The sequence below is a fragment of the Arthrobacter pascens genome, from assembly GCF_030816475.1.
Lineage (GTDB): Bacteria > Actinomycetota > Actinomycetes > Actinomycetales > Micrococcaceae > Arthrobacter > Arthrobacter pascens_B.
This window is the reverse complement of sequence record NZ_JAUSXF010000001.1, coordinates 2,388,883-2,410,828: the sequence shown is the minus strand read 5'-3', so window position 1 is coordinate 2,410,828 and position 21,946 is coordinate 2,388,883. Positions and strand designations below refer to the sequence as shown.

Here is a 21,946-nt window from a genome sequence, read left to right as displayed (position 1 = left end):
GAGGAGCCCTGGCTGACCGGGGCGCCGCCCAGTTCGGTGAGCAGCTGGGCAGTGCGTTCCGGTGGAAGGTAGCCCCGCCAGTCATAGAAAAGGATGAAAAAAGCGCATGCGAGCACCCGAAGATATTGCGATTATCGGTTCAGGAATCAACTCTCTGGTAGCGGCTGCGGAGCTCGCTCTTGCCGGGAAACGCGTTTGCCTTATCGAACGCATGGATCGGCTGGGCGGGTTCATCCATTCCTCCGAACGGACCATTCCTGGCTTTATTCATGACACATTCTCATCGTGGCACCCCCTCTTCGTTTCAGGGGATGCCTACAAGGAACTGGGCCAGGAGCTGCATGCGCGCGGGTTGGAGTACTGCAACGCAGACGGGGCGGTGACGGCCAGCATTGGCATTGACCCGACCACCGGCAAGCACCGCGTCGTGGTTGCCGACAGGGACCCCAAATCTACGGCGTTGGCTCTGAGCTCCCCCAGGGAGGGGAGCGCCTACCTGGATATGATTGACGACCTCGGGAAAAACGCTTCCACTGTCTTTGGTGCGTTTGGGGCTGAGCTTCGATCATTCAAGGACGTTTCACGGATCGCCCTGGGAGCTCTGAAGAAAGGCAAAATCAAGGGAAATGAGGCCTTTCTGCGCGACGCCCTGATGAGCGGGCGCAGCTATATCAGAAGTCGATTCGACGGCTGGGAGGCGGACCAACTTTGGTCGCCTTGGCTTCTCCACGCCGGCCTTGGGCCCGATAGCGCCACCGGCGGCGTGATGATGCCCGTAATGGCCCTGACCATGCACGGCTTCGGACTGCCTGTGGTGAAAGGTGGTGCATCAAATTTTGTGGCTGCCTTTGAATCCCTGCTGCGCGAGAAAGGGGTGCGCATCATGCTGAACACAAACGTTGAAAAGATAAGAATCGACGCCGGGCGCGTCTCAGGGCTGATGACGTCGGACGGGCCCGTCGCGGCAGGTACAGTGCTGGCAAACGTTTCCCCTCAAGCCCTGTACGGAAAATTACTTGACAATGCGGTGCCGGCCGCCGCAGCCGCAGCAAACCGGTTTCAGAACGGCCGCGGGGCGATGCAGATCCATCTGGCTCTCGATAAGCCGCTCCAATGGCTCGATTCTCGCCTGAATACGGTTCCTCTGATTCACCTCAGCAATGGCTCGGACAGCATTGGTATCGCCTGCGCGCAGGCAGAGGCCGGGCTGCTTCCCGCCGAGCCCACGGTCGTGGTGGGACAGCAATCGATCCTGGATCCATCCCGTGCACCCGCGGGTGGAGCGACGCTTTGGCTGCAGTTACAGGAAGTTCCATTCGGCCCAGTAGGGGATGCGGCGGGACTGCTGTCCGTTGCGGAAGGCTGGTCCGAGGAACTGAAGGCGGGTTATATGGAACGGATCCTTGCCAGACTGGAGGAATTCGCGCCTGGCACCCGCGCGTCCGTCTTGGCATGGGACATCCTTTCGCCAGCTGACCTAGCTCAGCAGAATCCGAACGCAGTCAATGGTGACCCTTACGGCGGATCGGCCGAGCTCTTCCAAAACCTCCTGTGGCGCCCGTTCCCGGAAGCCGCAGGCCACCGGACAGCAGTCAAGGGTCTTTGGCACATCGGCGCATCAACGCATCCTGGGCCTGGGCTGTCCGGAGGTTCCGGGCACCTGGTGGCCAGAAGCCTTATCTAGTGCAATGGCCAAGGGTTTAGTCCAAGAAAGAGCAACAACCAACGATCCAGGAGAAGTTCAATGCTTCAACCCACCGCTTTCTCACACGTCGGCGTTACCGTGCCCAACCTCGATGCAGCTATCCAGTGGTACCGCGAAGCCTTCGGAATGTATGTGCTCGCGGGTCCCATCAAAGTTGTGGAAGACGACACGGACCTGGGCATGGCGGCCGCTGCGATCTACGGTGTCGGATTCAGCAGCTTTTCCTTCGCCCACCTCGTCTGGCCCGACGGTTCCGGCCTTGAGCTCTTCCACTTTGCGTCCCCGGAGACATCAAGGCGTGACAATAATTTTGAATTCTGGAAGACCGGGATATATCATCTTGCGCTCACCGCCCCGAACTTCGAAGCGACTATCGCCCGGATCGTCGAGGCTGGCGGACGGCAACGGTCCGACGCCGTTGTAATCAACGCTGAACGCGGTTACTCCGTTGTTTACTGCGAAGACCCTTGGGGAACGGTGATCGAGCTATGCTCTCACCCCTATGCCCAAATGTGGGCCTAACTGTCCAGCAACACCGCGGCGTCCTGTGCCGTCGCACAAAGTAAATGGCGGCCGCCACTCTTATACGCGAATGGCGGCCGCCACTCCTATACGCGAATGGCGGCCGCCTTTTGTGGAGGAGCAGTGTTTTCCGAAGTTAGGTGGGCTTGCCGCCCGGAATCGTTGGGATTCCGGCGGAAACCTTCTTTTGGTTCTGAAAGGTAGTCAGAAGATTTGGCTTCTGGATATCGACTGCGGGCCGTTTCGCCCGTAGAACCCTGGCATGGCGAAGCGTGGCAGTGCGGTTCATGTAGTCAGGGTCAAGAAATCCCACACGGGCAGGAACGGCCAGGAGCGCGAATACCGGTCCGCGTACACACTGCGCCGGACCTAGCGGCAGAACGGGAAGGTCTGCAACGAAACCGTCGCGAACCTCTCCGCCCTGCCCGAGCACGTGGTCGACCTCATCGATGCCGGGCTGAAGGGCCACCGCTTGGTGCCCGCGGTCTTCGCGCAGGCGCAGGCCCTGGGCCTGCCGGCCGGGAGCGGGACATGGCGTTTGCCCTGGTCATTGCCCGGATCTGCAAGCCCGGGTCGAAACTGGCCACGCTGCATCTGTGGAAAGACACGACCCTCGCCGTGGACCTCGGCCTGGCCGGCGCGTCCACCCATGACGTGTATGCGGGGATGGACTGGCTGGCCGCCCGCCAGGAGGGCATCGAAAAGAAGCTCGCCGCCCGGCACCTAAACCCGGAGGCGAATCCGGACCGGCTCGCCCTGTTCGACCTGTCCTCCTCGTAGGTGACCGGCCACACCGCTGGCCGCCGGGGGTATTCCCGGGACAAAAAGCGCGGCGTGGAGCAGACCGGGTACGGGCTCCTCACCGATCCCGCAGGCCGGCCCGTCTCGGTGCGGGTTGTGCCCCGGGGAACACGGCGGACCCGGCCGCGTTCGAGGCCCTGGCGGCGGACTTCACAACCCGGTACGGACTGGAGGGGATGGTCATGGTCGGGGACCGCGGCATGATCACCACCGCCCGCATCGCGGCGTTGGAGGAGCTGGGCTGGTTCGGTTGGGTCACCGCGCTGCGCGCCCCGGAGATCAAGACGTTGGCCGCCGATGACGGGCCCCTGCAAATGTCCCTTTTCGATGAGGCGAACCTGGGCCGAGATCACCCACCCCGACTTCCCCGGCGAACGGCTCGTCGCCTGCCGCAACCGGGCCCTGGCTGCCGAACGGGGACGCAAACGCACTGAGCTGCTCGCCGTCACCGAGAAGGAGCTCGCGAAAATCACCGCCGCCGTTGACGCCGGCCGGCTCACCGGTGCTGGAAAGACCGGTCTGAGGCCCGGGAAAATCATTGGCAAATACCGGATGGAAAAACACTTCACCCTCACCATCGACGACGACCGCTTCACCTGCGCCCGCAACGAGGGACAGATCGCGGCCGAGACCGCCCTGGACGGGATCTATCTCATCCGTACCACCATCGACGTCACCCGGATGAACGCCGGGCAGGTTGTTGCGACCTACAAGTCCCTGGCAAACGTCGAACGCGACTTCCGCTCGATCAAGGCCATCGCCCTGCACCTGCGCCCAATCCATCACTGGACCGAAACCCGTGTGCGGGCCCACGTGTTCATCTGCCTGCTCGCCGCCTACCTGGTCTGGCACCTGCGCCGGGCCTGGGCACCGCTGACCTTCACCGACGAGGACCAACCCGCCCCCACAGCTTCCAGGCCCTGCTAGCCCACCTGGCCACGCTGACCCGCAACGACAGCCGCTACGGCACCGACGGGACAGCCCCGGCGATCCCGACCCTGGCCGAACCGACCCCGATCCAGCGCAGAGCCTTCGACCTCATTGGCCAACCCATCCCGCTCACCCTGAAGTAGGCAGAAGGAGGAACCCCGGAAACGCTGAAATCCCCACCATGGCGGGGATTTCAAACGTCACGGCTCACGTAACTTCGGCTTAGACCAGATCCCTGCTTGGCGTTTCAGCAACTTCAACCGTGTAGTTAGGGGCTCTGAACACAAACTTCCGAAGAACGGGGTAGAGCACCAGAACGATGACCAGGCTGACAAGGAAGCCCAGTGGTGTGACCCGCGCCTCGGTCAGAACAGAACCAATGACGGCTGCCAGAACAACGGTGATAACGCCGGCCCAGTTCACCGCCTCTGTCTCGTTGCCAGTCACCGGTTTGCGCTTTCTGACGATGAAGTAGTCGGCGATAATGACGCCGGCAAGGGCCGTCGTGGATACGCCCAGGATGCCAAGGAAACTGCCCAGTAGCCCCAGGATGTTTCCGGCGATCATAAGCAATGCCACGATGTTCCCTGCAATGACTGCACTGAGCCGGCTTGGCCTCTTCCCGGTGAGCCCTTCCACGAGATTGACCAGGGAAAGGGATCCGGAGTACGTGTTAAGAACTTGCGCCTTGACCTGTGCGACGTACATGAGGATGAACCCGGTGATCCCGAAAATGATGATGAAGTAGGCGCCGGTATTGTTGGCGATCATCCACGACACCTTCTCCGCTATTGAGTCCCCCGTCTGGGTTGCCGCGGCGGCGGTGTTCTGGGTCAGGAAATCGGTCACGGAATTCGCGCTGGCGTGAACAATGACGGCACCTAGGATGACGACAATGATGTCAATCATGATGGCGCCTCCTACGGCCAGAATCCCGACATCTCGGGTTGATCGGGCGTAACGGGCGTAATCAGCGTCTACAAGTGCAAGGGCTCCGGCGCTTCCGGCCAGCATCGAAATAACAACTCCAAAGTTGGCCATCTCGTTTCCGTTTCCACCTATGGGACCTGCCGCCAAAATGTCTCCCAGGGACAGCGGTGAGTTTGCCAGCGCAACTGTGGCCATCGTGACCGTCAGGACAACGAAAGCAATCAGAAGGATGATGGAGGTTCGCTGTACGACTTTCATTCCGTAGATTGTGAGCAGAATCCAGACCGCTGTGAGAACGCCGTAGATGAGAACTGCGTTCAGCAAGGTTGGTGTCCAACCGAACATAAAGAGGGTTCCGTAGTACAGCAGGGCGTTTTCGAGGGCAAGGAATCCCAAGATCATGAATGCGAAGATAAGGGAAGCCAGAACCGATCCTTGGCGCCCCAGCCCGTAATAGCGTGCGGTTACCGTACTGGAGGTACCCGAGACGTAGGCGACGTGGCCTACCAGCCATCCCAAGGTGCCGCCAAATACCGCTACGACGACGCCGGCCAAGATTCCCCACCCCACCCCGGCGATCATGGTGACGCCAGCAGCGATGGCCACCTGAACAAGGGTTGAGGCGATTCCGGCGCTGTTGGTCATTAACCCCCAACCGGACTTCCTTTCCGATAATGGGACGGGCGTAAGGGCGTGATCCTCGACTTTCGCCGAGAATGACTGCCCCCCTGAGGCAGGATGGTCAGCTGTCACTTCAAGCCTTTCTTCGGCGCGAGGACGCTGGTCGGCGTCTGAGCTGTACATTACCAAGACGATCCCCTCATGTCACGCTTTTTTAACGATCGTCAATTTGAAACGACATTTGTAACTTCGATGCTCCCATCCGGCTCGCGCCGGTGACGGAGGCTGTTGAAGGCACATGCCACTCTTATCTGGGGCGGGTGCCGCCATATGCCTTGATTTCCGGGCCTGGGGGTCATGTCGTATCTCCGAGGCGTTCGACCCTGTACGGACGCGGGCGAGGGCGCTGCGACCATGAGGTAGCAGGCAAGTACAAATGGAGAGCGGAGGCCAAACCTGCCAGGGTGGTGTGGCGTGCATCCCCGGGCCACAATGGCGGAGTCCACCCCGACCGCCAACATCACCAGAACCACCTTGATGATCTGGTTGCATAGGAGCGAGCAGAACCCGGAGCTTGGCTGAATGGGCTATTGCGGCCGCTCTTCATGGGGCACGACTCTTTTCGGCGTCATTGATTACAGCCTATTCTTCCCACTGCCCCGCATTCCTGGCCGGCCAGCGGGCCGCGCTGACCGCGGAAACCAGGCCCCGGTCGACCGCTTCGATGGCCAGCTCGGCACTTGACTAGCGCGAGAGCGACGTCTCCTCCGGGGGCGGGGAACAGGCCAGGGCCTTGACCTCGGCGACCTGAACCGCGTGTGTGGCCGACCAGGGTGGGCCAAGTCCTTGAACCCGTCCAGCCCGCCGGCGGCGAAGCTTGTGCTCCACTTGCGCACGGTGTCCACATACACGCGCATCTGCGCGTCTACCTCGACCGCACCGTCGCCACCCTGAACAGCGACGGTGGCACCACGGACCCGGACCTGCTGCGGTTCCTCTCACCCCTGGGATGGGAACACATCAACCTCACCGGCGACTACACCTGGCTGCGCGCAAACCACCTCAACCCCGGCAAATACAGGCCATTGCGACGCTCGGCAAAACCTTAGCGTCGGATATTTCACTTTTCACAAGCCACCCCTAGGAGTGCAATGGGCGGGCGTCAGCGCCTATGGTTCGTTCCCCAAGTAGATCCCGAAGTGCAGACACATCGACGGGCGTGGAGCCCAGTAAGAGCTCGCCGAGTGGAACGCCGTCTATGTTGTCGTAAATGGACAGTCTGGCGAGCCGGATGCTTCCGTCTATGGCACACAAGTCTTTGGCCGCATCGTAGAGAGCCCTGACTTTCCATCTTGGGGAACCGTTCCCCTCAAAATTCCCGCTGTCGGCGGCCTTTCCGAAAATACGCTCGGCTTTTTGCGGACCGCCGTCCACTCGGCGTCTAGGTTTCCGAAATCGCCCGTCGGTCCGAGCTCGGTGTTCGAACTCGTCCGCGAATTCCCGGTAGGCATCCTGCCACGGCAATAGCTTGGACCACTCAGGGTCAAGCGCAGCCACAGAAACGCCGATCTAGTCCTGGAACGGGAGTTCCCGCAGCCACTTCTACTCCCGTACTTTCAACGCCAATAATGAATATTCCGTCAAGCTACGGCCACGGGGGCTGCTGCGCAACGACGGGCGCCGGCGGGGGAGCGGTTCACTCCAGCTTGGCGTGGCGCAGGTACTGGTAGGCGGTCTCCCGGCTGATCCCGTAATCGCGGGCGAGGACGGCTTTCGGAACACCGCTGCCGGCGCGCTGGGCCAGCTCGGCCGCCCGTTCCGGCGTAAGGGTCTTTTTCCGCCCTTTGTAGGCGCCGCGCTGCTTCGCCAGGGCAATGCCCTCCCTCTGGCGTTCCCTGATGAGCGAGCGTTCAAATTCAGCGAAGGCCCCCATGACGGAGAGCATGAGGTTGGCCATGGGGGAGTCCTCACCGGTGAAGACCAGGCTCTCTTTGACGAACTCCACCCGCACACCTTTGCGGGTCAGGCCCTGGACGAGGGCACGTAGGTCATCGAGGTTGCGGGCGAGCCGGTCCATACTGTGCACAACCACGGTGTCCCCGTCGCGGGCGAACCGCAGCAGTTCCGTGAGTTGTGGCCTGGTTGTGTCTCTGCCGGAGGCCTTGTCCGTGAAGACCCGGTCAAGAACTTGGCCTTCGAGCTGGCGTTTCTCGTTCTGATCCAGCGTGCTCACCCGCACGTACCCGATCCGCTGTCCGACCATCCGCGCCTCCGAAACTCATCCTGTCAGGTTGAGTTCTAGGCCCGTACCAGATGAAAGTCAAGGCCTATTGGGCAGGGCTGTCAGGTTGGGGTGTGCCCCCGCCTGACGTTACTACTCGGCTCCTGCACCGCGACCTCGGTGATGCTGGTGCAGGGACGAGGGCAAACCAGGTGCGGTCCAGCCTGGCCAGAATCTAACTGATTTCGCAGTTGATTGCGGTGGAAACAAGATGGCTGCAGCCCCGGAGGCAACGAGGGCGTCGACGGTGTGCACGGCGGAGCGTGCCCCGCCGACTCGAGCGCCTGACGCACGCGCCGGCGATGCACCTTGTGTCGGACTGCCAGAGCACGGACCGATAAGCCCTCAACCCCCGCATCTAGTAGTCGGATCTGGGCGAATAACTCCATCCGTAGCCTCCATCCACCGATGAATCCAACGTTGAAGGTGAGGCCACATATAACCGTCGCACCTGCCCAGTGAGCCACGAAGGGGGACATAAACCGTCCTACCGGGACCACCCAAATCTGTCACAGTCAGCAACGTGTTGCTGGGGCGTTTTCACGGTGATGCCGGTGCTGTCGGAGACAGGTCACGCCGTAGGCGAGGCGGCCCTGCGATCACGGACCGGCAGCAGCAAACCGGCGCTGAAGCCGCTTCAACTGCCGACGTAGTTATTTCCGAAGTGGACTGAGGTCCGTCACGGCGGCCAAGAGTTCAGCTCTTTCGGGGCTTTGGAATAGCTTCGGGCTGAAAACGAAAGGTATGTACTCACGGCCACCGATTTCGAAGGCGGCAAGTTCTGTCATGCCGTAGTGCCGGTGTACGGAGAGCGACTTCCTATTTGTTGTCTCCACAAATGCGACGCCTTGGTCGAACTTCGGGCTTAGATGTGCGCTGATTGCTACAAGGATTCCTGTGAGTATCCCTTGACCTTGGTATGCCCTGGCGACGGCCGTGGGCCCGTAAAGGAACTGATTTAGGTGTGGGCCTGTTGCCGCTGCTTCCGCCATTGCCCTTATGGCTGGCGTGTTATGGGCGATGTGGTGCTTTTCCGCTGACATTGCAAATCCGGCAATCTCACCGTTGACTTCGGCGACGAAGATACCCGGGCCGCTCTCGAGCCGCGCCAGAATGTCCTGATCCATCGGGCCCTGAACGAAGCCCTGCTGTGATTTTTCTTCATTTGTCAGTCCCTCCCCGCGTGCTTCCTCCATAAGATGCAGGATGGCTTCTCGGTCGTGGGCTTGCGAGCGGCGAAAAGTAGTTGCCATCTGAAGGCCTTTCTTGGGGAGCACTGTAACGCTTAGGTGGAAAGGTCGGCACTCCGGCTCATTCGAAGGGTGCCGGCCACATGAAAAAGCCTTCGGTCAGGCAGTCGGCCTACCTGCAAGCCCGGGTTCGTCCGGAAATCTCTACGGCGTCCTCCACGTTCTCGACGCTCGGTTCGAGTATCCCACCGGAATGAATACTTGAGAAATGTTCTTTCGGCTGAATTGCATGTCTAAATGGACATGCCACTAGGAGACTTCTTTGGTGAGTCCTGGACGCTATCGGGAGTCGGTGTCCGTCCCATCTGGGCCCCGATTTCCTTTAAACACTCCAGCATCAGAGCGGTACTTGGGCTGGGAGAGTATTCCGCGGCGAGGGTTGCCACGATCTTCTGGCTGACGCCTGCCAACGGTGTTGGGACGACGGCGAGCTGCGGTTCAGCTAAGGCCAGTGTCTCAGGGAGGACAGCCAGGTAGTCTGTCTCGACGATAATTGTTCGGACGGTCAGGGGAGCTGTACATTCAATCCTCTCCTCGGGGAGCACCACTGCTTGTTGTCGGAACAGATCCTCGAGCTCTCGTCGAAGCGAGGTCTGCTTTAACGGGAGTATCCAGGGGAACTGACGCAGCTCTGATAGTTGGGGATCCGAGGTCAGCAGTACGGGATGATCCTGGCGGGCCACGATCCGGAAGGGCTCTTCGTATAGATCCACTTGGCGCACTGGTGCTTCAAAGCTGAGCTGTCCTTGACGCCCCACGATCAGGTCAACGTCGCCTGACATGAGGTCGGCGTCAAGCTTGTCGGGAGTCCCTTCCCGAACAACGACCAAGACTCCCGGGTGGCTGGACTTGAGCATCGCTATCGCCCGGGGAAGGAGCAGATTCGCCCCAGCCAGGTGGGTTGCCACAGTTACCGTCCCTGCGGTCGCATTTGAAAGCTCGGAGACATGTTGCGATGCCTGTCTGAGGTGGGCGAGTATGGCCCGTGCATGTTCCAGGAAGGCCACGGCAAAGACGGTCGGCGTTACACCTTTGGGTCCTCGGTCGAACAATTCAACTCCTAAAAGTTGCTCAAGCTCCTTTAGACCACGTGTGACGACCGGTTGAGTGATGTGAAGGTGGTGGGCAGCGCGGACAATGCTGCCGTGCTCTGCTATCGCCAGGGCGAGGACTAGGTGCCGGATCTTCATCCGGCCGTCAATGAGGGTTTGGTCCATAGGGGAATCGTATGCCTGTATTGCTATGCGAAGCAACGAATTATCTATTAGACGAGCATGGCAATGACGGTGACAATTGAACTCAGGAAAGGTGTGGTTTGGAACACACCGAAGACAATCGGGGCCACATTGGAGCAGACTGCATGACTACACAGCTAATACGCAATTTTGTTGGCGGCGAATTTCTGGAAGGCGGCACGGGATTCGACAACGTCAATCCCGTGGACGGAAGCGTCCTCTCCGTGGTGTCGGAAGCGGACCGCGGCATCGTTAATTCCGCCGTGGGCGCGGCGCAGAAAGCCCTCGAAGGTCCGTGGGGCCGGTACACGGCAAACCAGCGCGCCGCGGTCATGCGACGCATCGCCGAGCGGATCGAAGAGCGCTTCGACGATCTCCTCGCTGCCGAAATCGGTGATACCGGCAAGCCTGAGGCCTTGGCCAGGGATCTTGACGTGTCCCGGGCCTCGTTGAATTTCAGTGCCTTCGCTGACATGATCGCCACGGCGGGCGTCGATTCGTACTTGACAGAGTTCCCGGACGGGCGCCGCGCACTGAACTACGCACTGCGCAAGCCTCTGGGGGTCGTTGCCGTCATCGTGCCATGGAATCTGCCGCTTCTCCTGCTGACGTGGAAGGTCGCCCCGGCCATTGCCTGCGGCAACGCCGTGGTCGTCAAACCGTCCGAAGAAACGCCAACATCCGCCACGCTGCTGGGGGAGATCATGAAGGAAGCCGGACTGCCTGATGGCGTGTACAACGTCGTTCACGGTTTCGGTGCGGGCTCGGCCGGCGAATTTCTTACCACTGCAGACGGCGTGGACGGCATCACCTTTACGGGTGAATCCTCGACCGGCTCAACCATCATGCGCGCAGCTGCCCCTAAAGTCCGTCCGGTCTCCTTTGAACTCGGCGGGAAGAACGCAGCGCTGGTCTTTGCGGACGCAAACATTGAGCAGGCCGTCGCTGGACTCACCCGTTCCATTTTCACGAACACGGGGCAAGTGTGCTTGTGCACCGAGCGCGTATACATTCAACGACCCATTTTCGATGAAGTGGTCGCGGGGCTGGCAGAGCATGCCAAGTCACTGGTGTTGGGCAAGCCCTTCGATAAGGGGACCACTACCGGTCCGCTCATTTCACAAAAGCACCGGGATAAGGTCCTTTCTTACTTCGAGAAGGCTGAAGTCGAAGGCGGTACGGCCATTGTCGGTGGCAGGATTCCGGATATGCCAGCAGACCTGGCACAGGGGTCGTGGGTTCTCCCGACCCTCTGGACCGGACTGGCCCACAACAGTTCGCCCATGCGGGAGGAAGTATTTGGTCCCGTCGCCGGTCTGATCCCGTTCGACACCGAAGACGAAGCGGTGCGTCTGGCAAACGATACCCAGTACGGTCTGGCCGCCTCAGTGTGGACAGGCAATCTCGAACGCGGCCACCGCGTTGGCGGGCGCATGAGGACGGGCATCTCGTGGGTGAATACATGGTACATGCGGGATCTCCGCTCACCTTTCGGCGGTACCGGTCTCTCCGGCATCGGCCGGGAAGGCGGCACGAACTCTCTGCATTTCTACACCGACCCCACCAACGTTTGCATCAACCTTTCCGAGGAGGAAACGATATGAGCACCACCCTTAATGAGGCACAGCTGGAGCATGCTGCCGCGTCCCTGGACAGCGCCCAGCTCACCGGTCAGGCCGTAGAACAGTTCGGCGACAGCCTCGACCTGGACCAGGCCTACTCGATCCAGAACCAGCTCCTGGAATTGCGCCGAAACCGGGGGGAACGGAGCACGGGCCGGAAACTCGGATTCACCAGCGAAGCCAAGATGGCCCAGATGGGCGTTTCGGAACTGATCGTCGGATTCCTCACCGACGCCATGGAAATTTCAGACGGCGGAAGTCTCTCCCTGAAGGGCCTCGTCCACCCCCGCGTCGAGCCGGAAATAGCCTTCCGACTCAGCACAAGCATCGGTCCGGAGTCCACTGAGGAACAGTTCCTGGCCGCCGTCGAAGCGGTCGCTCCCGCACTTGAGGTCATCGACTCCCGATACCAAAACTTCCGCTTCAGCCTCCCCGACGTTGTCGCCGACAACACCTCGGCCTGCCGTTACGTCATCGGGCCATGGCAGCCAATGACGCCGAAGCTTGCCGGCCGCGCCGTGGCGCTGAAGTTCGACGGGGCACCGGCCGCGGAAGGTTCCACCTCGGATATCCTCGGAGACCCGCTGCTGACCCTGCCCCGGCTGCTCGCCATGTCGGCCAAATACGGCTTTACCATCCCTGCAGGATCAGTGATCCTCGCCGGCGCAGCCACCGCGGCCGTCGCGTTGACGCCCGGCGCCCTCGTCAGCGCAGATATCGAAGGCCTCGGCACGGTCAGCCTGAATGTTGAGGCGGAAAACAATGACTGACTCCAAGGTTCTGCCGCACCTGGCAACCCCTCGTGGCCGATTCCCTCACTACAAGCAGGCCGGCGACTTAGTGTTCATTTCCGGCACCAGCAGCCGCCTGCCGGATAACACATTTGTCGGGGTGGAAGTGGACCATCTCGGGGTGACATCCCTTGACATCCGCGCCCAGACCCGGGCAGTCATTGAAAACATCGAGTCAATTCTGAATTCAATGGGCGGCGGCCTCGGGGACCTCGTGCAGATCACCACCTACCTGGTCAGCATGAACGACTTCGGCGGATACAACGAGGTTTACGCACAGTACTTCGACGAAACAGGGCCATCCCGCACAACGGTCGCTGTCCACCAACTTCCGCACCCCCACCTACTCATTGAAATCCAGGCAGTCGCCAAAATCCCGGCCACACCAGAGATAAGGAAACAGTCATGACTGACATCGCACCCATCCATAATTTTGAGCAATGGATCAACGAGAACTCAGCGAGCCTTAAGCCCCCTGTCAACAACAAAGCCATGTGGACCGGCTCCAAAGACTTCATTGTCCAGGTCGTCGGCGGACCCAACCAGCGGACCGACTTCCACGTCGATCCGTATGAGGAATGGTTTTACCAGGTCAAGGGCAACATGCACGTCAACGTCATGACCGATGAGGGCCCCCGCCGCATCGACATCAAGGAAGGCGAGACCTGGCTCTTGCAGGGAAACCTCCCGCATTCCCCGCAGCGGCCCGAGGCCGGTTCAATTGGTATCGTCGTCGAACGCATCCGAGAAGAGGGCACCCTGGAGAAGTTCCAGTGGTACTGCATGGAGTGCTCCCACAAGATCCACGAGGTAGAGCTTCAGGTCCGGGATATCGTGGCGGACCTGCCCCCGGTATTCGAGGATTTTTACAACAGCGATGATGCCGCCCGGACCTGCCCCAACTGCGGCGCCGTCCACCCTGGACGTGGGTGACCATGGAGGATAGCTCCCTTCTTGAGCGCACCCCCGTCGTGGACATCCACACCCACTACGTGCCGAAGGGCTGGCCGGACCTGGAGGAGCACACCGGGTCCGCCGGACCATGGCCCTCGCTCCGCGTCGACGGCGAACGTGAAGCCATGATGATGATGGGGGACACAGAATTCCGTCCTATCCAGGACAACGCCTGGCAGGCACAGGTGCGGCTTGAACAAATGGACAGCGACGGCGTGGACTACCAAGTCATGTCACCCACGCCGGTGTTCTTTTCCTACGGCAGAAAACCGGAGGAAGCGGTCAAAGTCAGCCAAATATTCAATGACCTTGCCTTGGAGATCGCCGCCGAAGGCCAGGGCCGCCTGGTTCCGTTCTGTCAGGTCCCACTGCAGGACACCGACGCTGCGTGCCGCGAACTGGACCGCTGCATGGACAACGGACATAAGGGCGTCGAGATCGGTAACCATGTCGGTGACCGGGACCTGGACGACGCCGGAATCATCACCTTCCTGCAGCATTGCGCCGACAAGGATGTCCCGGTCTTCGTCCATCCTTGGGACATGCCCAATTCATCGCGGCTGGACCGCTGGATGGCGCAATGGCTTGTCGGAATGCCGGCCGAAACGCACCTGTCAATTCTGTCGCTCATTCTTGGCGGCGGCTTCGACAAGTTGCCGGAATCCCTGCAGCTCTGCTTTGCCCATGGCGGCGGATCATTCCCTTACTGGCTGGGCCGGATGGACAACGCCTGGCACAGGCGCGGGGACCTGATTGCCAAATCCCAGTTCCCGCCTTCTCATTACGTATCGCGTTTCAGCGTGGATTCGGTGGTCTTCAACGAACCCTCCCTGCGGCTCCTGATGGACACGATGGGCTCCAGCCAGATAATGCTCGGCAGCGACTTTCCCTACCCCTTGGGTGAGCAGCCAGCGGGCCGGCTCATCCGATCCGCGTCGTTCCTGGACGAGGGACAGCGGGCGAACATGCTCGGAGGGAACGCCCTGCGCTTCCTGGGAATGGAATCAGTCAGCCGAGCCGGCAGTGAGGGCAGCCTCCGCGCTTCCTGACCCGCACACCCGCACATTCCGTCGTTCCCGATCCCGGGGGGGGCGAGAGAGTTTGAGGCAGTTCCGACCGGGCGCAGAAAAATCCAACCGCGTAAATCGGGACCTCAAGACAAGGCAGGCACTCCAATGAATACTTCAATAACTTCCTCCCGCAAAGCGGTCCTTGACGGCCTCGCCGATGAGCTGCTGGCAGCCACCGTGTCCCTGGTGCCGGTGGCCCCGCTGCGGGACCGACTCCAAGGAATGACCCTCTCAGATTCCTACGACGTCCAGAACTCGCAGCTTGAACAGCACCTCGCCAACGGACGGGTACTGGCTGGGCGCAAAGTGGGCCTTACCTCGGTGGCTATGCAGCGTCAGTTGGGCGTGGACTCGCCGGACTTCGGGTTCTTCTTCGAGGACATGGTGCATCACGATGGCGCCCGGATCCCGGCGTCCACGTTTATTCAACCCAAGGTTGAGCCGGAGTTCGGCTTTGTCCTCAAGGAGTCCCTCCAGGGACCAGGCATCACCCTGGAACAGGCCGCCGCCGCGATCGGTGCTATATATCCGGCGATTGAGATCATTGACTCACGCATCACGGACTGGGACATCAAACTGGTCGACACGGTAGCCGACAATGCCTCCTGCGGCGCGATCGCGGTTGGAACGACTCCGCTGGATATTGACCCCGCGGATCTTCAGGACGTCACCTGTTCGCTGGTGATCGACGGCGAAGTTACCGGCACCGGCACGGGGGCCGATGTCATGGGCAACCCCGTGGCGCCGCTGGCCTGGCTCGCCAACGTCCTCGGCGAACAGGGCGTGGCGCTCGAAGCAGGCCAGCTGGTCCTGCCCGGCTCCTTCACCGCAGCCATGCCGGTTGTCACGGACAGTACGGCGACCGCAGATTTCGGTCCGCTTGGTTCACTGACCATTCACTTCACAGACTAAGGACAACCACCATGGCAAAGAAAACAGCAGCCATCGTCGGCTCAGGCAACATCGGCACCGACCTGATGTTTAAAATCATGCGCCGAAGCAGCAACGTTGAAGTCAAATACATGATCGGCGTGGACCCGGCCTCCGACGGGCTCGCCCGCGCCGCACGGCTGGGCCTCACCACCTCCGCCGAAGGCGTGGACTGGCTCCTGGCCCAGGACGAACTTCCCGACTTCGTGTTCGAATGCACCTCAGCCAAGGCCCACGAGGTCAACGCTCCCAAGTACAAGGCCGCCGGTATCCACGCGATCGACCTGACCCCTGCCGCCGTCGGCCCGTACCTGTGCCCGGTGGTGAACCTGGACGCGCTCGAAGACGTCCTGAACGTCAACATGATCACCTGCGCCGGGCAGGCCACCACGCCGATCGTTGCAGCGGTCTCATCCGTGGTTCCTGTCGAGTACGCGGAAATTGTGGCATCCATTGCCTCCAAATCTGCCGGGCCCGGTACCCGAGCCAATGTCGACGAGTTCACCGAGACCACCGCAAAGGCCCTCGAAGTGGTCGGCGGGGCCAAGCGCGGCAAGGCCATCATCATCATCAACCCCGTGGAACCGCCCATGATCATGCGCAACACGATCTACGCTGCCATCCCCGCCGCAGCCGCAGAGCCTGGCGAGCTGCAGGATCGGATCCGTGCCGCCATTGACGAGGCGGTCGTAAAGATCCAGGACTACGTCCCCGGCTACTCCCTGCGGGTTGAGCCCCAGTTCGATCCCGCTCGCGAGGACTGGAACGGTAACGGCCGTGTCGGTGTCTGGGTCCAGGTCAAAGGTGCGGCCGATTACCTGCCCGAATACGCCGGGAACCTTGACGTCATCACCGCCGCCGCCACCCGGACAGCTGACCTGCTGGCCGAACGCATGGACGCCGCCATCTCTTCAACACCTGTAGGAGCATAACAATGACACGGATGACTGACTTGAGTGTCCGGCTGACTGACACCACGCTGCGCGACGGCTCCCATGCCATGAGCCACAAATTCACCGAAGACCACGTGCGCTCCGTCGTCCGCGCGCTCGATGACGCCAAGGTCGAGGTTATTGAAGTAACGCACGGTGACGGTCTGGGCGGGTCGTCGTTTAATTACGGGTTCTCCCTCACCCCTGAGTTGGATCTGGTCCGCGCGGCCGTTGACGAAGCGAAAAACGCCAAGATTGCGGTGCTCCTGCTCCCGGGGCTGGGAACAATCCACGACCTGAACGCCGCCCACGAGGCAGGCGCATCGGTGGCACGGATTGCAACCCACTGCACTGAGGCGGACGTCTCCATTCAGCACTTCCAGCACGCCCGCAAACTCGGCATGGAAACTGTCGGCTTCCTCATGCTCTCCCACCGCGCCACGCCGGAAAAGCTCGCCGAACAGGCACGGATCATGGCCGATGCAGGGTGCCAGTGCGTGTACGTTGTGGACTCCGCCGGGGCACTGATCCTCGAGGACGTCTCGGACCGTGTCGGCGCCCTGGTGACCGAACTCGGCACCGACGCCCAGGTAGGCTTTCACGGCCACCAGAACCTCAGCTTCGGCGTCGCGAATTCCGTCTACGCCGCCCGGGCGGGCGCCAAGCAGATCGACGGGACCCTCCTGGCCCTGGGCGCCGGGGCGGGCAACTCACCCACCGAGGTCCTCGCCGCAGCGTTCGAACGCCTGGGCATCAGCACCGGCGTCGACGTTCACGGCCTAATGGCGGCAGCAGAAGACGTGGTCAAGCCGATTATCACCCGCATGCCCATCATGGACCGGGCCTCCATCATGCAGGGCTACGCCGGCGTCTATTCTTCCTTCCTCATCCATGCCGAACGCGCCGCGGAACGCTACAGCGTCCCCGCCTGGCAGATTCTTGAAGAAATCGGCAAAGCCGGCTACGTCGGCGGACAGGAAGATATGATCATCGACGTTGCCGTCCAGCTCGCCTCCGGCGCACGCGTCGCGTAGTCCGGCCGGCGTCGACAGAGTGGGTTGGGCCTGCGAGCAATGCCGTCAAGGAAGGAACACAAACCGCTTCTGACCTGCGAAAATGCCTAATTCTCCCAGGGACGGGAGTTCTCGCATCCACTTCCACTCCCGTTGTTTGAACGCCGATAACCTGTCTTTCGTCACAAGCCGGAAGCCCTCCTTCCCCCGCATTATGTAGAGGACGCACGGCCCTCTCACTGGATTCGACAGATCCTCTTCCGCTCAGCAGCCGAACTAGCCGGTCATGCCATTTCTCCCGTTTCAGACCATGAGAAGTCTGAATAGGAGGAAGAATCGCCATGAGGAGTTTAGAGCCGACAGTTGTGTTGCGACCTGATGGGTTCAGAACCGGCAGTGGGGGAGCCGGGTCCGGAAGACTTTCGGTAGAACATAGAGCTGCCGCGCCCCTGGTTAGGGAGCGTGGCAGGTGCAATGAAGACCGCCCAAACTCCATCGTCCTCCAAATCAGCGCGGAGCATCTCCAACACGGATGGCTCAGAAGCGGCAAGGGCTCACTGTCGGACTCGGGCCCGGTCATGGACTGACCCGCCGGGAAGAGCCACGGACCGCTCTCGAAGATGAATGCCGGGTGTCCCAACGGAATGCTCTTCCAGGATGCTTTCCGGGGCTACCAGCGCCTTGCCGGCTTGGGCTCAGGAGAACGTGGAGCTGAAGGGATTGCGCCCTACATGATGCTTTCAGGCCCTGTCCTTCAATCGCCATCCCGATACCATCCGCCGTCGTCACCGAATGCCCACCGGTGTTCCCATTGGGCTTATTGGTCGACAGTACTGTTCACGAGATAGGCGGACACGAGTAGCGTGTACTCGCATTTGCCAGCAAGTACCGTCGATACGGAGCGCATAAAGGGCCGCCACCAGCATTGGAGACGGCCGACCAACTGCAACGTGGCCTAGAACTTGTCGTTGCCTGCGTTCGGTTCTTCGGATATTGCGAAGAAGGGCAATTTGTATGGAACGAATGCTCATCGCTGCGAACTCGCTCCCCTCGCCAAAGCTGCTGCGCCTTGTACCAGGCGCAAAAGAGCCTGCCGATTGGGGGAGCGGCAGGCCTTCTATCTCCGATCCACATAGCCCCATCCGGTGGGTCCCAACACCAAGGCAGCGGGGAACTCCTCGGAATCGCGGACGAAATCTTCTGCCCGCAAACCCATCAGGCTCAGCAGATACAAAGGATCCAGCACGAGCTTCCAGCGGCGGCAGCATCCCCTGGAGACCCTCCTGCCTCCAAACCCTAAGAATCGTTTTTCCCCGGTCCCAGTTCTAGGGAGATCGAGAATTGCTGCCAGATCCGTGAAGGCGCAGCGGACCGGTGAAAATGGTGCGTCATTCTCAGTGAACAGGACCATCACATGGCCCCCTGCTCGATTTCCAAGTGCTTTTTGGTGGGCATCATGTCGATCCGGCGGCGGACAGGGGCGGTCGCGGCGCACGTGGGAGCAGGCGGGCTATGAGATTACGGACAACGATCCCTTTCCGGGTCGAGGGAACAAGCAGCGAGGCCGCGAGGGTATAACCGTGTTGGCTCGGGCGGCTGGCCTTGCGATGGCGGCTTTCATATGCGCGGAAAGCGGCGGTGTGGTCATGGGGGTTAGCGGCGAGGGCTTCGGCGAGGGTAGCGGCTCCGATCATGGCCAGGCTCGATCCGTCGCCGAAAAGTGATACGCAGGCTGCGGCGTCCCCGAGCAGTGCCACCCTGCCATGTGACCAGGTCGGCAATCGAACCTGGCTGATCGCGTCGAAGTACAGGTCCTCGGCTGTGCGGAGCAGGTCCAGCAGCTCAGGCAGTACGGGCGGCACGGGTGCTTGCCAGCCGTCGCCGGTGTAGGCGTCGATAATGATCTGTTTGCGGGCGTCAACGTCCCTGCGGTCGAGCTCCTGAAGGGCCGGGCCGCGGAAGATGAAAGCTGCGCCCTCGTTGCCCCGCACCGGATGGACAGTCAGTGAACGACCGGGCGCGTTGTACATCAGGATGGTGCTCGGATCCCGTGCGGGGCGATCGAGCGGCAGTGTGGCGATGTAAAGGCCAAGGTGACGGACGAATTTGCTCTCCTCTCCGAACACCAGGGTGCGCAGGCTAGAGTGCAGCCCGTCGGCGCCGACGACCAGGTCGAACCGGCGAGGAGCGGCGTGCTCGAAGCTGACCTCGACTCCGCCCGTGTCCTGGTCCAGCGCCCTGATCGAGTCGCCGAAAATATACTCGGCCTCGTCCCGGACAGCGTCGACGAGGATCGAGGAGAGATCGGCCCTGGGTACCTCGACGCCGTTGCCGCCGGGCCGGCCCACCCGTAGAGGCCCAATCCATCGACCGGAGGCTGTGACAAAGGCGAAACCGGTCGGGTAGGTTGCCGCCTCATGAAGTCGGGGCAGGATTCCCATCCGTCCGGCCACCTCGGCCGCTCCGCCGCGAACATCGACCGGGTTGCCGCTGGACCGAAGTCCCTGGGCTTTTTCAAGAACGGTGGGTTGGAATCCGTGCCGGGCGAGCCAGTAGGCCAGGGCCGGACCGGCGATGCCGGCCCCGACGATCAGCACGCGTGCTTGGCCCATCCCGCCATCCTAGCCACTTTGAAAGTGTCCGTTACCGGCAACTGCCAGTTCCCAACACCGGCCAGTCACTGACATGCTCAACACATGCTCACTACGGACGAGGTGCTAAAGGCTGCTTTAGAAAGAGCCGCAGCCCTTAAGCGAGGTGACGCAGAATCTTTGGTTCGTCTGCTGCATCCCAAGTTTTGCTGGATTTCCCACAAAGGCGACCGGTTCGACCGCGATACATACGTTCGTTCCAACATCGGCGGCCAGAACAATTGGCACTCGCAAACCCTCGAACACCCCACGATCACCATCTTCGGTACGACCGCCGTTCTGACCTGCATCGTTACTGACGACGTATCCACGATGGCCGGCCGGAGGCAAAACCGCATGCCCATGACTCAAGTTTGGATCCACGAAGATGAAAGATGGCTACTCATTGCCGGACATGCAGGTCCGCTTCTCTAACCACGCCCAGGGTCAACTACGTTCCGGGAGTGATCGGCATCTTCATCGAGCTCACAACGACCACTAGGGGCTTCGCCGGCGGTTGGGTTGCCCGCTCATTGGCATTTTCCGCTCAGCAGCAGATCAGTGCGTTCTCAATCCTGGGAAGCCGGGGGATGATGAACCCATCAGTGAGCACCATGGAGGTTGGACTTGCGCTACGTCGTGCTACTCCGGGCCGTTAACGCGGGAGCGAACTCGAGGATCACTACGGCATCCTTACGGGAGTGCGTCGAGCAGGTAGGCATCACCGTACTTGAATCGTACCTACCGAGCGGCAATCTCCTTATCGAGGCGCCGCGGACGAGGACGGCACACTTGGCCGAGCAGATCGGGCGGGCAGTGGGGCAGCGGCTCGGACGATCCACACCCGCGGTCGTCTTGACCGGAACCCAACTCGCTCGCGTGCTGGACGAGGCGCCAGCCCAATGGCACGATCAGCCCAGCTATGCGCACCACGTCATCTTTCTTACTGGCTCCGTCACTGCCGCACGGTTGTTGTCCGGCATGGAGCCGGAACCGGATCTGGAACAAGTAACACCGGCCGGCGGCCACATCTACTGGTCGATCCGCACCGATGCTGCTTCCCGGAGCGTCCTGGCACGGATAGGCCGGACCCGGGAGTACCGGCACATCACCGTCCGGACGCTCAGCACGCTGGAACTTCTGCAGCAATTGGTCATCGAGCATTCCGTGACCTGACCAGCGCCTCAGCTGTTCCCCGCTTTTGGCCCCGCGCGTGTGGGAGGGCCACTTTTCTGCCCGGTCGGGTTCATTCAGGCTTATGACCCGGGATGGCCAAGGGTGCCGGAGCAAGAACAGAGTGTATGGCCCTTGCACCGATGCTATTCAGTGTTACTATCTAGTGGTAGTCAGTAACACTGAGTAGTAAGAGGAGGGGTTCATGGGCAAGCAGACAACAGAGATGCTGAAGGGCACGCTGGAGGGCATTGTCCTGGCGATCCTGGCCGTGCGGCCCGCGTACGGGTATGAGATCACGGCGCGGCTGCGTGAGCAGGGCTTCTCCGACATCGTCGAGGGGACCGTCTATGCCCTGCTGATCAGGATCGAGCAGCGCGGGCTCGTCGACGTCGAGAAGGTCCCGTCCGAGAAAGGGCCGCCACGCAAGGTCTATTCACTGAACGGACTGGGGCGTGAGTACCTCGAGGAGTTCTGGCGGACGTGGAACTTCCTCGTAGAGCGGATCGAACGCCTACATCACAACATCGAACACCTGCAGGAAGAAGGAGCGTAA

General features: G+C 61.2%; 19 protein-coding genes and 2 pseudogenes. 15 read left to right on the top strand and 6 right to left on the bottom strand.

The window, feature by feature from the left end; genetic code table 11:
• Window positions 1-106 precede the first annotated feature (106 nt).
• The 3 genes and pseudogenes from QFZ40_RS11130 to QFZ40_RS21755 all read left to right on the top strand — a co-directional run bounded on the left by QFZ40_RS11130 (window position 107) and on the right by QFZ40_RS21755 (window position 4,101).
• Window positions 107-1,684: a phytoene desaturase family protein gene (locus QFZ40_RS11130; protein ID WP_306904425.1), complete on the top strand. Its 1,578-nt coding sequence runs from the start codon at window positions 107-109 to the stop codon at window positions 1,682-1,684.
• 60 nt (window positions 1,685-1,744) lie between these two features.
• Entirely contained in the window at window positions 1,745-2,227 is a 483-nt protein-coding gene (locus QFZ40_RS11125; RefSeq protein WP_306904424.1) for a VOC family protein, read from the top strand.
• A 262-nt stretch (window positions 2,228-2,489) separates the two neighbouring features.
• Window positions 2,490-4,101: pseudogene (locus QFZ40_RS21755) on the top strand (IS1634 family transposase).
• Between the two features lie 79 nt (window positions 4,102-4,180).
• On the opposite strand, the gene QFZ40_RS11110 reads toward QFZ40_RS21755, so the two are convergent.
• Window positions 4,181-5,533 carry a hypothetical protein gene (locus QFZ40_RS11110; protein WP_306904421.1) on the bottom strand — a complete coding sequence of 451 codons (1,353 nt, stop codon included), beginning with the start codon at window positions 5,531-5,533 and terminating at the stop codon, window positions 4,181-4,183.
• Between the two features lie 899 nt (window positions 5,534-6,432).
• On the opposite strand from QFZ40_RS11110, the pseudogene QFZ40_RS11105 reads away from it, so the two are divergent.
• Window positions 6,433-6,618: pseudogene (locus QFZ40_RS11105) on the top strand (Tn3 family transposase); the annotation flags it as partial.
• 31 nt (window positions 6,619-6,649) lie between these two features.
• Here QFZ40_RS11105 and QFZ40_RS21750 read toward each other — a convergent pair.
• From QFZ40_RS21750 to QFZ40_RS11090, 4 genes are all read right to left on the bottom strand, one after another.
• Complete coding sequence (locus QFZ40_RS21750; protein WP_444861237.1) at window positions 6,650-7,066, bottom strand: DUF7255 family protein; 417 nt, start codon at window positions 7,064-7,066, stop codon at window positions 6,650-6,652.
• A gap of 139 nt (window positions 7,067-7,205) precedes the next feature.
• Window positions 7,206-7,772 carry a recombinase family protein gene (locus QFZ40_RS11100; protein WP_306904420.1) on the bottom strand — a complete coding sequence of 189 codons (567 nt, stop codon included), beginning with the start codon at window positions 7,770-7,772 and terminating at the stop codon, window positions 7,206-7,208.
• 671 nt (window positions 7,773-8,443) lie between these two features.
• Window positions 8,444-8,986, bottom strand: coding sequence for a GNAT family N-acetyltransferase (locus QFZ40_RS11095; protein WP_306904418.1), 543 nt, complete (start codon window positions 8,984-8,986; stop codon window positions 8,444-8,446).
• Between the two features lie 287 nt (window positions 8,987-9,273).
• Window positions 9,274-10,257, bottom strand: a complete 984-nt coding sequence (locus tag QFZ40_RS11090; RefSeq protein ID WP_306904417.1) for a LysR substrate-binding domain-containing protein — start codon at window positions 10,255-10,257, stop codon at window positions 9,274-9,276.
• 143 nt (window positions 10,258-10,400) lie between these two features.
• Here QFZ40_RS11090 and QFZ40_RS11085 point away from each other — a divergent pair, with 143 nt between their 5' ends.
• The 8 genes from QFZ40_RS11085 to dmpG all read left to right on the top strand — a co-directional run bounded on the left by QFZ40_RS11085 (window position 10,401) and on the right by dmpG (window position 17,608).
• Window positions 10,401-11,879, top strand: coding sequence for a 2-hydroxymuconic semialdehyde dehydrogenase (locus QFZ40_RS11085; protein WP_306904415.1), 1,479 nt, complete (start codon window positions 10,401-10,403; stop codon window positions 11,877-11,879).
• Window positions 11,876-12,667, top strand: a complete 792-nt coding sequence (locus QFZ40_RS11080) for a 2-keto-4-pentenoate hydratase (RefSeq protein WP_306904414.1) — start codon at window positions 11,876-11,878, stop codon at window positions 12,665-12,667. Before QFZ40_RS11085 ends, QFZ40_RS11080 begins: the two co-directional genes overlap by 4 nt.
• Window positions 12,660-13,097, top strand: coding sequence for a RidA family protein (locus tag QFZ40_RS11075; protein WP_306904413.1), 438 nt, complete (start codon window positions 12,660-12,662; stop codon window positions 13,095-13,097). Before QFZ40_RS11080 ends, QFZ40_RS11075 begins: the two co-directional genes overlap by 8 nt.
• The gene (locus QFZ40_RS11070) at window positions 13,094-13,621 is read left to right on the top strand and encodes a 3-hydroxyanthranilate 3,4-dioxygenase (protein WP_306904412.1); all 528 of its coding nucleotides are present in this window, start codon (window positions 13,094-13,096) and stop codon (window positions 13,619-13,621) included. The genes QFZ40_RS11075 and QFZ40_RS11070 overlap by 4 nt, the downstream gene beginning before the upstream one ends.
• Before the next feature lie 2 nt (window positions 13,622-13,623).
• The gene (locus tag QFZ40_RS11065; RefSeq protein ID WP_306906899.1) at window positions 13,624-14,691 is read left to right on the top strand and encodes an amidohydrolase family protein; all 1,068 of its coding nucleotides are present in this window, start codon (window positions 13,624-13,626) and stop codon (window positions 14,689-14,691) included.
• A 126-nt stretch (window positions 14,692-14,817) separates the two neighbouring features.
• Window positions 14,818-15,624, top strand: coding sequence for a 2-keto-4-pentenoate hydratase (locus tag QFZ40_RS11060; protein WP_306904411.1), 807 nt, complete (start codon window positions 14,818-14,820; stop codon window positions 15,622-15,624).
• An 11-nt stretch (window positions 15,625-15,635) separates the two neighbouring features.
• Complete coding sequence (locus tag QFZ40_RS11055) at window positions 15,636-16,574, top strand: acetaldehyde dehydrogenase (acetylating) (RefSeq protein ID WP_306904410.1); 939 nt, start codon at window positions 15,636-15,638, stop codon at window positions 16,572-16,574.
• Window positions 16,575-16,585: 11 nt separating this feature from the next.
• Window positions 16,586-17,608: a 4-hydroxy-2-oxovalerate aldolase gene (gene dmpG / locus QFZ40_RS11050; RefSeq protein WP_306904409.1), complete on the top strand. Its 1,023-nt coding sequence runs from the start codon at window positions 16,586-16,588 to the stop codon at window positions 17,606-17,608.
• 1,433 nt (window positions 17,609-19,041) lie between these two features.
• On the opposite strand, the gene QFZ40_RS11045 is transcribed toward dmpG, so the two are convergent.
• Window positions 19,042-20,199, bottom strand: a complete 1,158-nt coding sequence (locus QFZ40_RS11045; RefSeq protein WP_306904408.1) for an FAD-dependent monooxygenase — start codon at window positions 20,197-20,199, stop codon at window positions 19,042-19,044.
• A gap of 84 nt (window positions 20,200-20,283) precedes the next feature.
• On the opposite strand from QFZ40_RS11045, the gene QFZ40_RS11040 reads away from it, so the two are divergent.
• The 3 genes from QFZ40_RS11040 (at window position 20,284) to QFZ40_RS11030 (ending at window position 21,946) form a co-directional block, all read left to right on the top strand.
• Complete coding sequence (locus QFZ40_RS11040) at window positions 20,284-20,652, top strand: nuclear transport factor 2 family protein (protein WP_306904407.1); 369 nt, start codon at window positions 20,284-20,286, stop codon at window positions 20,650-20,652.
• 204 nt (window positions 20,653-20,856) lie between these two features.
• Entirely contained in the window at window positions 20,857-21,393 is a 537-nt protein-coding gene (locus tag QFZ40_RS11035; protein ID WP_306906898.1) for a DUF1697 domain-containing protein, read from the top strand.
• A 202-nt stretch (window positions 21,394-21,595) separates the two neighbouring features.
• Window positions 21,596-21,946: a PadR family transcriptional regulator gene (locus QFZ40_RS11030; protein ID WP_306904406.1), complete on the top strand. Its 351-nt coding sequence runs from the start codon at window positions 21,596-21,598 to the stop codon at window positions 21,944-21,946.

Bases quoted from the DNA above. Each gene is read 5' to 3' on its own strand.
- QFZ40_RS11060 (WP_306904411.1), top strand. From the start codon at position 14,818: ATGAATACTTCAATAACTTCCTCCCGCAAAGCGGTCCTTGACGGCCTC.
- QFZ40_RS11030 (WP_306904406.1), top strand. From the start codon at position 21,596: ATGGGCAAGCAGACAACAGAGATGCTGAAGGGCACGCTGGAGGGCATT.
- QFZ40_RS11045 (WP_306904408.1), bottom strand. From the start codon at position 20,199: ATGGGCCAAGCACGCGTGCTGATCGTCGGGGCCGGCATCGCCGGTCCG.
- QFZ40_RS11095 (WP_306904418.1), bottom strand. From the start codon at position 8,986: ATGGAGGAAGCACGCGGGGAGGGACTGACAAATGAAGAAAAATCACAG.
- QFZ40_RS11130 (WP_306904425.1), top strand. From the start codon at position 107: ATGCGAGCACCCGAAGATATTGCGATTATCGGTTCAGGAATCAACTCT.
- QFZ40_RS11070 (WP_306904412.1), top strand. From the start codon at position 13,094: ATGACTGACATCGCACCCATCCATAATTTTGAGCAATGGATCAACGAG.
- QFZ40_RS11075 (WP_306904413.1), top strand. From the start codon at position 12,660: ATGACTGACTCCAAGGTTCTGCCGCACCTGGCAACCCCTCGTGGCCGA.
- QFZ40_RS11100 (WP_306904420.1), bottom strand. From the start codon at position 7,772: ATGGTCGGACAGCGGATCGGGTACGTGCGGGTGAGCACGCTGGATCAG.
- QFZ40_RS11090 (WP_306904417.1), bottom strand. From the start codon at position 10,257: ATGGACCAAACCCTCATTGACGGCCGGATGAAGATCCGGCACCTAGTC.
- QFZ40_RS11055 (WP_306904410.1), top strand. From the start codon at position 15,636: ATGGCAAAGAAAACAGCAGCCATCGTCGGCTCAGGCAACATCGGCACC.
- dmpG (WP_306904409.1), top strand. From the start codon at position 16,586: ATGACTGACTTGAGTGTCCGGCTGACTGACACCACGCTGCGCGACGGC.
- QFZ40_RS11080 (WP_306904414.1), top strand. From the start codon at position 11,876: ATGAGCACCACCCTTAATGAGGCACAGCTGGAGCATGCTGCCGCGTCC.
- QFZ40_RS11065 (WP_306906899.1), top strand. From the start codon at position 13,624: ATGGAGGATAGCTCCCTTCTTGAGCGCACCCCCGTCGTGGACATCCAC.
- QFZ40_RS11110 (WP_306904421.1), bottom strand. From the start codon at position 5,533: ATGACCAACAGCGCCGGAATCGCCTCAACCCTTGTTCAGGTGGCCATC.
- QFZ40_RS11040 (WP_306904407.1), top strand. From the start codon at position 20,284: ATGCTCACTACGGACGAGGTGCTAAAGGCTGCTTTAGAAAGAGCCGCA.
- QFZ40_RS11125 (WP_306904424.1), top strand. From the start codon at position 1,745: ATGCTTCAACCCACCGCTTTCTCACACGTCGGCGTTACCGTGCCCAAC.
- QFZ40_RS11085 (WP_306904415.1), top strand. From the start codon at position 10,401: ATGACTACACAGCTAATACGCAATTTTGTTGGCGGCGAATTTCTGGAA.